Annotated in this window: 14 protein-coding genes and 1 pseudogene; 5 read left to right on the forward strand and 10 right to left on the reverse strand. The window is 63.2% G+C overall.

The genetic code is table 11. The features are described 5' to 3' along the window. Positions 1 to 1,270, reverse strand: a 1,270-nt coding sequence (locus QZY01_RS08935; protein ID WP_294536090.1) for a YgiQ family radical SAM protein, incomplete at its 3' end; no start/stop codon positions are given. Between the two features lie 341 nt (positions 1,271 to 1,611). Between QZY01_RS08935 and QZY01_RS08940 the strand changes: the two genes are divergently transcribed. Next, the gene (locus QZY01_RS08940) at positions 1,612 to 2,031 is read left to right on the forward strand and encodes a hypothetical protein (protein WP_294536093.1); all 420 of its coding nucleotides are present in this window, start codon (positions 1,612 to 1,614) and stop codon (positions 2,029 to 2,031) included. Positions 2,032 to 2,229: 198 nt separating this feature from the next. On the opposite strand, the gene QZY01_RS08945 is transcribed toward QZY01_RS08940, so the two are convergent. Next, positions 2,230 to 2,619 (reverse strand): DUF2147 domain-containing protein, encoded by a 390-nt coding sequence (locus tag QZY01_RS08945; protein ID WP_294536096.1) that lies wholly within the window; start codon positions 2,617 to 2,619, stop codon positions 2,230 to 2,232. A gap of 343 nt (positions 2,620 to 2,962) precedes the next feature. Between QZY01_RS08945 and QZY01_RS08950 the strand changes: the two genes are divergently transcribed. Beyond that, positions 2,963 to 3,493: a hypothetical protein gene (locus tag QZY01_RS08950; RefSeq protein WP_294536099.1), complete on the forward strand. Its 531-nt coding sequence runs from the start codon at positions 2,963 to 2,965 to the stop codon at positions 3,491 to 3,493. Here QZY01_RS08950 and QZY01_RS08955 read toward each other — a convergent pair. The 5 genes from QZY01_RS08955 to nth all read right to left on the reverse strand — a co-directional run bounded on the left by QZY01_RS08955 (position 3,490) and on the right by nth (position 7,501). Next, entirely contained in the window at positions 3,490 to 4,365 is an 876-nt protein-coding gene (locus tag QZY01_RS08955; protein WP_294536102.1) for an SDR family oxidoreductase, read from the reverse strand. The two genes, QZY01_RS08950 and QZY01_RS08955, sit on opposite strands and share 4 nt — an antisense overlap. After that, the gene (gene queG / locus QZY01_RS08960) at positions 4,362 to 5,462 is read right to left on the reverse strand and encodes a tRNA epoxyqueuosine(34) reductase QueG (RefSeq protein WP_294536105.1); all 1,101 of its coding nucleotides are present in this window, start codon (positions 5,460 to 5,462) and stop codon (positions 4,362 to 4,364) included. The genes QZY01_RS08955 and queG overlap by 4 nt, the downstream gene beginning before the upstream one ends. Positions 5,463 to 5,482: 20 nt before the next feature. Beyond that, on the reverse strand, positions 5,483 to 6,175 hold the full coding sequence (locus QZY01_RS08965; protein WP_294536109.1) for a glutathione S-transferase family protein: 693 nt from the start codon (positions 6,173 to 6,175) through the stop codon (positions 5,483 to 5,485). 242 nt (positions 6,176 to 6,417) lie between these two features. Beyond that, a complete protein-coding gene (locus tag QZY01_RS08970) occupies positions 6,418 to 6,636 on the reverse strand; it encodes a hypothetical protein (protein WP_294536111.1) in 219 nt (72 codons plus the stop codon). 100 nt (positions 6,637 to 6,736) lie between these two features. Then, positions 6,737 to 7,501, reverse strand: coding sequence for an endonuclease III (gene nth / locus QZY01_RS08975; protein WP_294536114.1), 765 nt, complete (start codon positions 7,499 to 7,501; stop codon positions 6,737 to 6,739). 233 nt (positions 7,502 to 7,734) lie between these two features. Here nth and QZY01_RS08980 point away from each other — a divergent pair, with 233 nt between their 5' ends. Continuing rightward, positions 7,735 to 8,103 carry a DUF2244 domain-containing protein gene (locus QZY01_RS08980; RefSeq protein WP_294536117.1) on the forward strand — a complete coding sequence of 123 codons (369 nt, stop codon included), beginning with the start codon at positions 7,735 to 7,737 and terminating at the stop codon, positions 8,101 to 8,103. A 356-nt stretch (positions 8,104 to 8,459) separates the two neighbouring features. Here QZY01_RS08980 and QZY01_RS08985 read toward each other — a convergent pair whose 3' ends face one another. Beyond that, entirely contained in the window at positions 8,460 to 8,999 is a 540-nt protein-coding gene (locus QZY01_RS08985; RefSeq protein ID WP_294536120.1) for a methylated-DNA--[protein]-cysteine S-methyltransferase, read from the reverse strand. A 221-nt stretch (positions 9,000 to 9,220) separates the two neighbouring features. Beyond that, positions 9,221 to 10,567 carry a 4Fe-4S dicluster domain-containing protein gene (locus tag QZY01_RS08990; RefSeq protein WP_294536123.1) on the reverse strand — a complete coding sequence of 449 codons (1,347 nt, stop codon included), beginning with the start codon at positions 10,565 to 10,567 and terminating at the stop codon, positions 9,221 to 9,223. A 198-nt stretch (positions 10,568 to 10,765) separates the two neighbouring features. Between QZY01_RS08990 and QZY01_RS08995 the strand changes: the two genes are divergently transcribed. Then, positions 10,766 to 11,191: a heme-binding protein gene (locus QZY01_RS08995; RefSeq protein WP_294536126.1), complete on the forward strand. Its 426-nt coding sequence runs from the start codon at positions 10,766 to 10,768 to the stop codon at positions 11,189 to 11,191. 25 nt (positions 11,192 to 11,216) lie between these two features. Here the strand turns inward: QZY01_RS08995 and QZY01_RS09000 are convergent. Continuing rightward, positions 11,217 to 13,388, reverse strand: a pseudogene (locus QZY01_RS09000) (malate synthase G). An 18-nt stretch (positions 13,389 to 13,406) separates the two neighbouring features. Here QZY01_RS09000 and QZY01_RS09005 point away from each other — a divergent pair. Next, positions 13,407 to 13,809 (forward strand): hypothetical protein (locus tag QZY01_RS09005; protein ID WP_294536129.1); only part of this gene is annotated, 403 nt, incomplete at its 3' end.

Below are 13,809 nucleotides of genomic sequence, written 5' to 3' on the forward strand. Positions count from 1 at the left end.
CGGGATAGACGCAGGACAGGCGGCGGCAGACGGCCTCGGTCTCGCGGTCCTTGCAGGCCATGCGGTACATATTGGCGGTGGGGCCGCCAATGTCGGAAATAATGCCGGTGAACCCTTCCGTCTTGTCGCGGATGGTCTCGATTTCCTTAAGAATCGATTCCTGCGAGCGGCTCTGGATGATGCGGCCCTCGTGCTCGGTGATCGAGCAGAAGGAGCAGCCGCCAAAACAGCCGCGCATGATCGTCACCGAATGGCGGATCATTTCCCAGGCCGGGATTTTATTTTCACCGTAGGAAGGATGCGGCGCCCGCGCGTAAGGCAGGTCGTAAACCGCGTCCATTTCCGGCGTGGTCAGCGGAATCGGCGGCGCGGTGAGCCAGACGTTGCGGTCGCCGTGCCTTTGCACCAGGGGCCGGGCGTTGCCGGGATTGCTTTCGCGATGCAGCACCCGCGAGGCGCGGGCATAGGCTTCGGGCTCGGCGACGACCTGCTCGTAGGCCGGCAGGCGCACCACGACTTTTTCCTTTTGCAGCCGCGCGCCCTCGTCGCCATCGAGATCGTCGGCGGGGGCCTCGACGAAATCTTCCGGCGTCTCGTCGCGCGCCAAGGCGAGGCCGCGAATATCGGAGAAATCCTGCAAAATGCCGTTTTTGGCGATGCGATGGGCGACCTCGACCAGGGCGCGTTCGGCATTGCCGTAAAGCAGCAGGTCGGCCTTGGCGTCGAGCAGGATCGAGCGGCGGATTTTGTCTGACCAGTAGTCGTAATGGGCGATACGGCGCAACGAGGCCTCGATGCCGCCGAGAACGATGGGCGTGTCCGAAAATGCCTCGCGGCAGCGCTGGGCATAGACGATGACGGCGCGATCGGGGCGCTTTCCGCCCTCGCCGCCGGCCGTATAGCTGTCGTTATGGCGCAGCCTGCGGTCCGCCGTATAGCGGTTGACCATCGAATCCATGTTTCCAGAGGTCACGCCGAAGAACAGGTTGGGCCTGCCGAGCTGTTTGAAATCCGCGGCGTCCTTCCAGTCGGGCTGGGCGATGATGCCGACACGAAAGCCCTGCGCTTCCAGCAGGCGGCCGATGATCGCCATGCCAAAGCTTGGATGATCGATATAGGCGTCGCCGGTGACGAGGACGATGTCGCAGCTATCCCAGCCGAGCGTTTCCATTTCTGCACGCGACATTGGCAGGAAAGGCGCGACGCCGAAGCGCTGCGCCCAATATTTGCGATGGGAAAACAGGGGTTTTGGAGCTTGCGCTGGGGTCATGGGCTTCCTTCGCGCATGTTCGGCAAAGGCGCAACAATGACCTGAACGCCAAATCCGCCGATTTTGAGGTGGCGCGCCCCGCCGGCCCGCTTTGGGCGGATCGCAGGCCTTGGCTATTACCGGACAGGCGCCGGCGAAATCCTTTGGACGGAACGGCTTGAGTAGATTCCGGCGCTTTCGCGCGGGAATGGCGAAGCGTTAATCGACCGACCGGGCGTCGATATCGCAATGGCCGATGAAATTCGATCTGTCGGGACCGCGTTCATCTTGCGGAGCATTTTTGGCAGCGCCGCAAATAACAGAGGAAACGTCATGAGCACGACCGTTCGAGGAGACTCGGCATGTTGAGATCATCGCTTTTGCGACTGGCTCTGGTCTTTTCGCTGGCCGGCGCGGTCCTGTCTCCGGCCCAGGCCGCGCCGACGGGCATGCCAAAACCCGAACTGGCGTCGCCGGCGGCTGGCCTCGAGACCGTGGCCTATCATCATCACCGACATCACTATCGCCACCATTACCGGCTTCATCATCGGCGCCACCACCATCATCACCGGCATTATGGCTATTATGGCGGCTTTCCCGGCTATGTTGTCGGCGGCTACGGAGGCGGTTACGGCGGTCGCAGGGGCGGACGCCACAGCGGAGGATTTCACGGCGGCGGACACGGCGGGGGCTTTCACGGCGGAGGCGGCGGTCCCGGCCGAGGCGGCGGACACGTTGGAGGCGGAGGTCATGGCGGCGGCGGCGGGCACGGCCATCATTAATCTGGCAATCCGACCAAACCAAACACCCGCCGGGAATCCCCGGCGGGTTTTCAAAGAGCGGCGCGCCGCAGGCGAGCGCCGTTAGATTCCCCTGCCTGTCGGCGCGCAGTGGCTGCCAACCAATCGGAAGCGGCCATAAAGGCAAGTTCCGCGCGGTCGCTCACGGGGGATCACAGGCGACCATTGACGAGTTTGAACTCATTCCCCCGAGAGCCGCGTCCAACCCATGTTTTTGCAAAACAGCCCCCCGAGCACACAGCCGCTCGTCGTCATCCTTTGACCGGCAAGACTGACCTTCAGACGGTAACTGAGATTGCGTTGCGGATCGAAGGCCGTTCCCGACATCGCGGCGGCGCTGCGGGGCGAGACATTCATCACCAGCTTGTCGCCGACCTTTTCATCAGTGACTCCGGGCTTGATCCAGGTATTGATCGCGCAAATCGCGCCGCCGCAGGGCGCGATCCGCACGCGAGCCACGCCATCGCCGCGCGCCCAGGCGCCATAGATCGAGGATTCGGCGGCGGCGAGGCCCGGCGCGGTCGAGGCAAGCAGGACCGCGACGCTGAAGAGTCTCGGGAATCGGATCATGGTTGCTTTCCTTGTTCGAAAAAAGGGTGCGGAGGTCGATACCGAACTTCGCTTCACCTAAGCTATGTTCCACTATTCAATGACTCAATAGACGATATAAGTCGCGCAATGGTTCACCGGCGACGCAAAAAAATTCTCAGCCCCGCAAATGAACTTTTCCCTGCGCGGGTCCGTGAAATAGACTATCGGCGGGTTTTGTACGTCCCAAGGATTTTTGCATGCCGTCCTCAGCTTTCGCCTTGCCGACGAACGCCTTCTTGAATTTGGCCTCGATGAGCTTAGCCTGCTTGCCGCTACTGCGGCGGCGCCTGAGCGCCCCCCGCCATAACACGACTCGTTCGTTTTGAGCGCGCATCACCCCCCTGCGGCGCCGAGCGCGCAGGCCGCCGCCAGTGCGAAAACCGCATGGATCCTCGCCGCCAACAAGCCGATCTATCCGGCCTATGTCTGGTATTTCGCCGGCTCGGGTTTTTGGGCGGCCAGCTTTACTGCGCTGAGCATGCCCTTTTACATCGGCCTCGCCCTGCTGTTGCGCAGCCATCCGCGGGTCTTGCGCTTCGGCGTGCCGCTGCTGGGGATTTGCGACACGGTTCTGGCGGTCAAATTATTCGGCGCCGCCAGCGGGGCCGAACTTTTCTTTTTTCCCTGCCTCATGCTCGCGACATTGGCGCCAGAAGCCGGGGAGGCAGGGAAAAGCCGCCTCCTGGTTGCGGCGACATTTCTCCTCGCCATGGCGTTGCACGGCCGTTATGGCCCCCCGCTGCACGTCTGGGACGCCCATGCGCTCGACCTTTTGCGCGAGGTCAATATTTTCTCGGTGGCTTCGCTTTGCGCTTTTCTCGGCTGGACCTTCGCGGAGCGTCTGCGGCTTTAATCCTTGCGGCCCTCGCCATGAGCCCACAATGCCGCAATGCCTTCGCGATAGGTCGGGAAAGCCAGGTCGAACCTCAGGTTTTCCTTCATGCGCCGGTTCGAGACGCGCTTGTTCTCGCCATAAAAAGTCCGCGCCATCGGCGTCAGTTGCGCGGCGTCGAAATCCTGTTCCGGAGGCGGCGCCATCCCCGACTTTAGCGCGGCGAAAAGCACCACATCCTGCGGCGGCGCCGGTTCGTCGTCGGTGACGTTATAGACGCCCCCCGGCGCTTGCCCGGTCAAACAGGCTTCGATGGCGCGCGAAATATCCTCGACATGAATGCGGTTGAACACTTGTCCCGGCTTCACCAGCCTTTTCGCCGTTCCCTCGCGCAGTTTGACCAGCATGTTGCGGCTGGGGCCATAAATGCCGGAGAGCCGCAGAATGTAAATCTCCCGCGCCGTCCCCTGCGCCAACGCGCTCCAGCCCGCTTCGGCGGCGAGGCGCAGCCGGCTGCGGCCATTGGCCGGATCGGTTTGCGCCGTCTCGTCGATCCAGGCGCCGCCATGGTCGCCATAGACGCCGATGGTGGAGAGATAGACGATTCGCTTCAATCGCGGCGCGGCGGCGATTTCCTTTGCCAGCAGCCGCAAGGCCGGATCGCCCTGCGCGTCGGGCCCGGCGCTGACCAGCAAAGCATCGGCCTCGGCCAAAGCTCCGAGCAGGCGCGGTTCGCGAGATGGCGCCGCGCCGTCGAACGGCAGCAGTTCGACCCGGCCGAGGCGCTGGTGTCTGGGCGCGCGTTGGGTGCCGGTCACGCGCTGGAACGCGCTCGCGTGATGGGCTGCGAAATAGGAGGCGCTGTAGCCCAAGCCGATAATGACCAGATTCACCTTGTCCCCTCCCCGTCGATGGCGCCATCCCATTCCGCCCGGACCTCTGCGTCGCTTTCCGCGTCGCGTCGTTCGGCGAGGGCCAGGACTTGCTCACGCGGCAGCAGGCGCGCCAGCGCCCAGACCGCCATGCCGCGCACCAGCGCCGAAGGATGATCCAGCCGCTTTTCCGCCAGAGGCGCCAGCGCAGCATCGCCGGAATTGCCGATCGCCAAAAGCACATTTCTCAAGAAACGCGGGAAACCGATGCGCTTGATCGGCCCCCCGGCGAATTTTGCGCGAAATTCCGGCTCCTCCATCGCCGCCAGTTCAGCGAGCGGCGGCGCGACCAGATCGGCCCGGGCGGCAAATTTCGCCTCGCGCGAAATTTGCGCGAATTTGTTCCAGGGGCAGGCCGCGAGGCAATCGTCGCAGCCATAGATGCGGTTGCCGATCTTTTCCCGGTAGCGCAGCGGAATCTGTCCCCGCGCCTCGATGGTCAGATAGGAGATGCAGGCCCGCGCGTCGATTTGGTAGGGCGCGTCTAGCGCCGCCGTAGGGCAGGCGTCGAGACAGGCGCGGCAATTTCCGCAATGGTCGCTTTCCGGCGCGTCGGGCGCAAGCTCCAATGTGGTGAAAATGGCGCCGAGAAACAGCCAGGAGCCGAAGTCGCGCGACACCAGATTGGTGTGCCTGCCCTGCCAGCCGAGCCCGGCGGCGGCGGCGAGCGGCTTTTCCATCACCGGCGCCGTATCGACGAAGACTTTCGCCTCGCCGCTCCGTTTGTCCATTTTGAGCAGGAAGCCAGCCAATAGCTTGAGCTTCCCCTTGACGACGTCGTGATAATCGCGATGGCGGGCGTAAACCGAAATGTTTCCGGCGGTTTTTTGCGCCAATGTCGCCAGCGCATCGCCCTGCGGACCGTAATTCATGCCGAGCAGCACGATCGAACGGACTTCCGGCCACAGGTTGCGCGGATCGGCGCGCCAGCCGCTTTTCTCCGCCAGCCAGTCCATGTCGCCATGGCGGCCTTCGGCCAGAAAAGCCGCGAGGTGCGCCGGCGCGCCCGGAATGGCGTCGGGCCGGGCGATGCGGCAGGCGTCGAAACCGAGCCGCAAGGCTTCGGCGCGGAAAGGCCCTAAAAGTCCACTTCCGTATAAAGCGGGTTGACCATCACGCCGGGCGCCCGGTCCGCCAGCAGGGGCCGGAAACTCGGACGGCTTTTCAGGCGCTGATACCATTGCTTGGCCGGCTCTTCTTCATCCCAGGGGGCGTCGCCGAGAAAATCGACGCTGGAGAGATGCGCGGCGGCGGCCAGATCGGCATAGGTCATGCGCTCGCCGGCCAGCCAGTTGCGCGTCTGCGCCAGATAGGAAACATAGCGCAGATGATAGCGCAGATTGGCGCGCGCCGCGCGCACCGCGTCCATGTCCGGGGCGCCGCCACCGATTTCCGTCGCCGTGAAACGCTTGAAGACCTTTTCCGTGACCAGCCAGTTCGACACTTCGTCGAAGAATTTTTCATTGAACCAGGACGTCAGCCGCCGGACCTCGACCCGCGCCGCCGGCGAGGTCGGCAGCAGACGATGGTCGCCAAGGCGTTCGCCGAGCGTCTCGTCCAGCCATTCGGCGATCGCGCCCGCGCCAGGCACGACCAAGCCGCCGTCCTCGACCAGCACCGGCGTCTGGCCGGCGGGGTCGAGCAGCAGGAATGCGCGTCGCCGCTCATGCACGCGCTCCTCGATCAGTTCCGCCTCGACGCCATATTCGCCGAGAGCCAGGCGGATGAAGCGCGAATGCGGACAGAGCGGATGATGATAAAGCTGCGGCATGCCTGTTCTGTTCAACCGGATGGTGGATCGCGCCCGGCTGCGCAGCTATAGAAGCGCGCTTGTCGCCAAACAAGAGTGCATTTCCAGCAGCAAGGTTAAAAAAGGCTTAATTCGCTTTTCCCCAATCGCTGCTCCTCGCAATGAAGAATGCTGCACCCCCGACGTGTGCCGAAGGATTGCTGTCGTTCGCGGTCGAGGCCCCCGACTATTGTCCGAATGAATTGAAATCGCAAAAAAAGCGCTCAACCGCCCAGACATTGCGCCAAACGCCGGATTTCATCGGCTGTCAGGGGCTCGCCGTTGGAAAAGCGGCGCGCGAGCGTAAAGTCGGCGGCGCTCCAGCGGCGAAACGCGGAAATGGTTGAATCGGCTCGCAAGGTCGAGATTTCCCGCCTGTCGCCCAGAATGGCGGTGAGTTCGTCCTGGTCGAACCAATCGTCAAGGTCAACCGGACGCAGCATGGACCTGCCCCTTTCGCACGGCGTAGGCGGCGGGCGCCACGGCGTTTCGGAAGGGCAATATCAACGGAAGGTGACAAAAGGCAAGCGTTCGGCGGCGGCGTTATCCAGCCTGCGGCGGTGTAGAAATAGTCTTTTCGGCAAAAAGGCAGAGGTCGGCGATCGGGCAGATTCCGCAAAGCGGCTTGCGCGCCTTGCAGATATATCGGCCGTGCAGGATCAGCCAATGATGGGCCTGCAGCAGATATTCCTCGGGTACGATCTCCAGAAGGCCGCGTTCGACCGCTTCGGGCGTGGCGCCGTGCGCCAACGGAATGCGGTTGGAGACGCGGAACAAATGGGTGTCGACGGCGATGGTCTTCTCGCCGAAGGCGATATTGAGCACGACATTGGCGGTCTTGCGCCCCACCCCCGGCAGGCTCTCCAGCGCCTCGCGCGTGCGCGGGACCTCGCCGCCGAATTCGTCGATCAGTTTTCGCGACAGCGCGACAACATTTCTGGCCTTGGCGCGGAACAGGCCGATGGTCTTGATCTTTTCCCGAACCTGCGCCTCGCCGAGCGCGACCATCGCCTGCGGCGTCGAAGCGCTGGCGAATAATCCTCTGGTGGCGCGATTGACGCCCGCATCTGTCGCCTGGGCTGAGAGCACGACAGCGACCAGCAGGGTAAAGGTATTGATATATTCCAGTTCACCGCTCGGATTGGGATTCAAGGCGGCGAAATGGGCGAAAATGGCCCGCACCCGATCAGGTTCGGCGGCGCCATTTTGCCTGGTGGACGGTTTAGCCTTTTTCGGCGGGCCCTTTACCGGCTTGGCCTTGGATTTGGCCGCGGATTTCGGGGCGGGGCGTCGGCGGGATTCGGTCATGGCCATAATAGAGCGGCTAAGGCCCGGCGAGACAAGCCAATTGGCGAAAGGCGGAGTCCCAGGATGCGCAAACCCGTGGTCCGCGAACCCGCCGTCGATATTGTTTTTTTGCCTGACGCGGCGACTCAGGCGATTTTCTTTACCGCCCGGCTGCGGCCGCATCGCGCCTTGGCGCGGCGCGGACCCCGGCAGGCGCTTGCCGTTCTCGCCTTGCTGCAAGGTCCTTTGGATTATTGCTCGGCCTTTCCGGCGCCTGGCCGGCGGCGTTTTTCCTTGGACTGACCTGGCTTGGCCTGGCCTTCGCCTTCCGGCGTAACGCCCGCGACGCCCTCGCCCGCGACGAAATTTCGCTGAGCGCGCTGGAATTGCATTATTTGCGCTTCAACACGGCGGGCGCGCGGCGGGACTGGCGCTTCAGCCCATTGTGGGTGCGGCTGACGATCGAGCGCCACGCCGAATTCGGCGTCGAGCGGCTCGATTTTTCCGCACGGGAAAAACGCGTCGAGATCGGCGCCTTTCTGGGGCGGCGCGAAAAAACCTGCGGGCCCGGGGACTTGATCGTCGTCATGGCGCGAGCCCGGCAAGGCGCGCGGTTCAGCTGATTGCTGTTGCGGCGGGCTATTGAAAACGCCGTCGCGGAAGAAAAATACCCCGCCCAAAAAGCTCCGCGCCAGACTCTTGGGCGCTCCGACGCCCCACAAGTCTGGATTTGTTCGTGGCTCCAACGGGCTTGAAGCGGCCCCAGGGGGCGGCGACCGTGGCTCGAGACGGGCCTGGGCAAACTCCCTTAATAGAAAAGGACCGCTCTTGTGGAGCGGTCCTAGCCTTCGCATCGGGGCGTCTGGGGGTTAAAGGCGCCTGCAACGCGAATGCGTATTATATTAATGACATAAAACTAAGATAATTCCATGATCTGGCGCAAATTTACGACGAATTATGGAAAACGGCGCCCAAGACGTCAAAAATTTTTTTCGCGCTCCAACAATTGCCGCTTGCGCTCCATGCCCCAGCGATAGCCCGACAGTGAGCCATTGCTGCGCAGCACCCGATGACAGGGAATGGCGATCGCCAGCCTGTTGGCGGCGCAGGCGCCCGCTACGGCGCGCAACGCCTTGGGCGCCCCGATGGTCTGGGCGACCTGGGCATAGCTTGTAGTCGTCCCCGGCGGAATTTTCCGCAAGGCGTCCCAGACTTTCTTTTGAAAATCCGTCCCCCTAATGTCGAGCGGCAGGTCGAGCGGACGCCAAGGCCGCTCGACGGCCTCCGAAGCCGCCGAGATCGGCTGTTCCAGTGCGGGATCGCCCTCGGTCAGCACCGCGCCAGTGAACTGCGCCTCCAATTCGCGGATGACCTGTTGCGGACCGTCGCCGAGCAGAATGGCGCAGACGCCCCGGGAATCGCCGCCTCTGCGCCGCGCGACGAGAACCGACCCCAGAGAACTGCGCGCGAGGGCGAAGGCGATTTCTTCGCCCGTCTCGTCGGCGCGCACGGAAATCATCTTTACGCCAGACATATGGGCGGCCCGCCAAAAAGTCCGATGACTGAAAATACTAAAGAACGAGGTCGTTTACCGCAGCATCACCGCCAAGATCCAAATCAAAGCGCATGCAGCACTGTCAACGCTCCCGCGCGATCTCGGACCCTCCGACACGCGATCGCAAATGATTCCCTGCCTGCGAGCCCGGGTCAAGCTCCCATTGCTCCGCTGCGTCGAGATTCTCATGCCGGCGCCAGCGCGTCGCGCAGCAGCACCGCCATATGCACGGCCTTGCGACCGGCGCCGTCGGAAATCTGATGGCGGCAGGAAAACCCATCGGCGACGATCACGTCTGCCGGGCCGGCGGCGCGCACGGCTGGCATCAGGCCGATCTCGCCCATTTTGCGCGAGGCCTCGTAATGTTCGGCCTCGAAGCCGAAAGAGCCGGCCATGCCGCAGCAGCCGGAGTCGATGATTTCGAATTCAGCCCCGGCAATCATAGCCAGAGTCTTGCGGATCGATTTCATCAGCCCGAACGCTTTCTGGTGGCAATGGCCATGCGCCAGAATTTTTCCCGCTCCGCGCGCCTCCAACGGCAATTTGAGTCCGCGCTGCGCCTCTCGCGCCAGAAATTCCTCGAACAGATAAAGATTCTTGCCCATCGCGCCGACTTCGGCGCCGAGCCCCAGGCTGAAAAATTCGTCGCGCATCGACAACAGACAGGACGGCTCCAGCCCGACGATCGGCGTCCCGGCGGCGATCGCCGGACCTAAAGCCGCCAACACCCGTTTCGCCTCCGCCCGAGCTTGGCCGACCATGCCCATCGACAGATAGGTGCGTCCGCAGCACAAGGCGCGGCCCGGTTCCGCATCGTCAGCGGCCGCCTGAGCGATGGAAACGCGATAGCCGCCCGCCGCGAGCACCGTGACGGCGGCCTCGGCGATTTCCGGGTCGAAATGCCGGGCGAAAGTATCGACAAACAGCACGACCTCGCCGCGCTTGCCCGACCCGACCGGCCCCTTTTGCGCGAAGGCGCGCGCCGCCGGCGGCGGCAGCGGACGCCGGGAGGTCAGCCCCAGGGTCAATTCTGCCGCGAAGGCGAGCGGCGGCAGATGATTGCGCGCCAGAGTCAACCACCGCAAAGGCAGCCGCCAGCGCGACAGCAATGCCGGCAGACCAGCGAATAATTTGGCCCGCAGGGACACGCCGTGGGCCTCGTTGCGCTGCGCGAGATATTCGGTCTTGATCAGCACCATGTCGACGGCGCTCGGACATTCCTTCTTGCAGGCCTTGCAGGAGACGCAAAGGTCCATTGCAGCGGCGAGCCGCGCGTCGCCGAAAGGTTGTTCGCCATATTCGCCATTGAGCGCCGCCTTGAAGGCGGCGACCCGCGCCTCGGTCGAGTGCGCGGGGTCCTTGGTGATGCGAAAGCTCGGGCACATGACGCCCCGGCCCTCGCGCTGGCACTGGCGATCATGCATGCAGACGGCGACCGCCTTGGCGTAATTGCCGCCGCGCGCCGGAATGCCGGAATAAGCGTCGCCAATGCCATAAGTGTCGTAGCCCGACCAGTCGAGATGGGTTTTCATGTTTTTCCCCGCGCGCGTCATTCGCACGAAGCAAGAAGTCCGCCATTCGTCGGGCGCCTCGGACCGGCCCGGCGCGCGAATGGAGCCCATCCTTTCCATCTGCGCGGCGAGAGCATTTCCTGTTTCGTGGAAACAAGAAAATACTCTAGCCTCGCGGTGGACGGATAGCGCGCCTCGCGATCCTCAACGGAGATAGACATGAGTCGCATCGGTCTCGAACAGGCCAACGCCATCATCGCGGCGGCTTTCGCCAAGGGCCAGGCGCTCGCGCTGAAACCCCTGACCGTCGCCGTACTCGATGCGGGCGGCCACCTGATCGCCTTGCAACGTCAGGACGGCGCTTCGATTCTGCGCCCTCAAATCGCTATCGGCAAAGCCGGCGGCGCGCTGGCGCTTGGCGTTTCCTCGCGCAAGATCGGCGAAATGGCGGCCGAGCGGCCGACCTTCATCGCCTCTCTGGGGCCAATTTCCGCGCAGGGCGTCATTCCCGCCGCCGGCGGAATCATTTTGCTCGATGAAACCGGGGCGACAGTCGGCGCGGTCGGCATCACCGGCGACACTTCCGACAATGACGAGACTTGCGCCCTGGCCGGGGCCGCCGCCGCCGGGCTCAAGACGCGATAGATTCAGGCGTCTTTTTGGCTTCGTTTTACTTGGAGCCGCGCTTCTTGGCCTCGCGACGGCGCCGGTGCAGCACCGGTTCGGTATAGCCATTGGGCTGCTCCGCCCCCTTGAAAACCAGATCGCAGGCCGCCTGAAAAGCCACGCTGGCGTCGAAATCGGGGGCCATCGGACGATAGTCCGGGTCGCCGGCGTTCTGGCCATCGACCACCGCCGCCATGCGCCGCAGCGTCTCCAGAACCTGAGCCTTTTCGCAAACGCCATGTCTCAGCCAATTGGCGATATGCTGGCTGGAAATGCGCAAAGTGGCGCGATCTTCCATCAGGCCGACGCCATGAATATCCGGCACTTTGGAACAGCCGACGCCCTGATCGACCCAACGCACGACATAGCCGAGTATGCCCTGGCAATTATTGTCGAGTTCCTCGGCTATTTCCTCCGGCGACCAATTGGGGCGGTCGGCTAGCGGCAGGGTCAGAATGTCGTCGAGTTTCGCCGGAGCCCGCAGAGCCAGTTCGGCCTGCCGCGCGGCGACATCGACATCGTGATAATGGGTGGCGTGGAGGATAGCGGCGGTGGGCGAAGGCACCCATGCGGTATTGGCCCCGGCGCGCGGATGGGCGATCTTGACCTTGAGCATTTCCGCCATCAGATCGGGCATGGCCCACATGCCCTTGCCGATCTGCGCCCGCCCCGGCAATTTCGCCCGCAGGCCGACATCGACATTATTATCCTCGTAGGCGCCGATCCAGCTCGCTTTTTTCATGTCGTTCTTGCGCACCATCGGCCCGGCCTCCATCGACGTGTGGATTTCGTCGCCGGTGCGGTCGAGAAAGCCGGTATTGATGAAGAACACGCGATCCTTCGCCGCGCGAATGGATTCGGCGAGATTGACGGTGGTGCGCCGCTCCTCGTCCATGATGCCAATCTTGACGGTGTTGCGCTTCAGCCCGAGAAAATCCTCGACGCGAGAAAAAACCTCGCTGGCGAAAGCCACTTCCTAGGGGCCGTGCATCTTTGGCTTGACGATATAGACCGATCCCGCGCGGCTGTTGCGCAAGGCGGCGAGGCCTTTCAGGTCGTAAAGCGCGATCAGCACGCTGAACACGGCGTCGAGCAGACCTTCCGGCGCCTCTTCGCCATCGATCAGCACCGCGTCGCTGGTCATCAAATGCCCGACATTGCGCACCAGCAGCAGCGCGCGGCCATGCAGCGTCAAGCTTCCGCCATCGGGCGCCATATAAACCCGGTCCGGCGCCATGCGGCGCATGACGGATTTTCCGCTCTTGTCGAACCGCGCTTCGAGATCGCCCTTCATCAGGCCAAGCCAGTTGCGATAGACTGCGACCTTATCCTCGGCGTCCACGGCGGCGACCGAATCCTCGCAATCCTGGATGGCGGTCAGCGCCGATTCCAGCACGATGTCGGAAACGCCCGCCGGATCGGTCGCGCCGATGACATGGCCGCGATCGACATGGATTTCGACATGCAGGCCGTGATGAACCAGCAGAACCACGGTCGGCAAAGACGCCTCGCCCTTGAATCCGGCAAACGCCTTCGGGTCGGCCAGTCCGGCCGCGCGGTCGCCCGCGAGCGTTGCGCGCAAGACGCCGCCCACAATGGAATAGAGCGTCACATCCTTATGCGAGGCGCCGCCGTCAAGAGGCACAATTCGGTCGAGGAAATCGCGTCCCCAGGCGATCGCTTTCGCGCCTCGCGCCGGGTCGTAACCCCGGGCGGCGGGGTCCGGCGGCGCGAGCGCGTCCGTGCCATAAAGCGCGTCATAGAGCGAACCCCAGCGGGCGTTGGCTGCGTTCAGCGCATAACGCGCATTTGCGATCGGCACGACCAGTTGCGGCCCGGCCTGAGTCGAAATTTCCGGATCGACATTTTCGACGCCGACGGCGAACGCCTCGCCCTGCGGCGCGAGATAGCCGATCTGGGCCAAAAACGCCTTGTATTCGGCGGCGTCGAACAGGCGACCGCGCCGCTCGATATGCCATTGGTCGATCTGTGCCTGCAAGGCGTCGCGACGGTCGAGCAATTCCCGGTTGCGCGGGGCAAGATCGGCAAGAAGTTTCTCGACGCCCGCCCAAAACGCCTTTGGATTTAGCCCCAGACCGGGAAGAACGTCCTCATCGACGAACTGGCGCAGGACGGCGGCGACTTCGATGCGCCCGAGACGAACACGTTCTGGCATGAATGATCCCCGAAAAAGATGAAGCGACGGACTTTTGCGACTTGCTTTGCCGAAGGCGCGGCGCAGGCGATTGCCGTCAAATCTATGGCAGACAACTATGTTGCGTGGGAATCCTCCTTTTTGCAAAAAAACTTTGCAAAAAGGGGCGTCGGCAGAACGGCCATCTCTCCCCTTTCCCTGAAATCCCGGCGGATCGGCCCTTGGGGCATCGTCATCAGGTTGGTGCCATTGGGGAAAATTGCCGCAGGCACACAAACATCCCTGTGCGAAACGGCTGAAACGTTAGCGGCACGAGGATACCCTTCGCTCGGCGCAAGCCCCCGACAACCTACGTCCCCGGGGCGAACCTTATCGGCATCCAAAATTGCCGCAGAGCTTCTACAGCGGCTGGGATATCGCTGCCCGGATCCAGAACGATGGC

Source organism: uncultured Rhodoblastus sp., from assembly GCF_903903185.1.
GTDB lineage: Bacteria > Pseudomonadota > Alphaproteobacteria > Rhizobiales > Beijerinckiaceae > Rhodoblastus.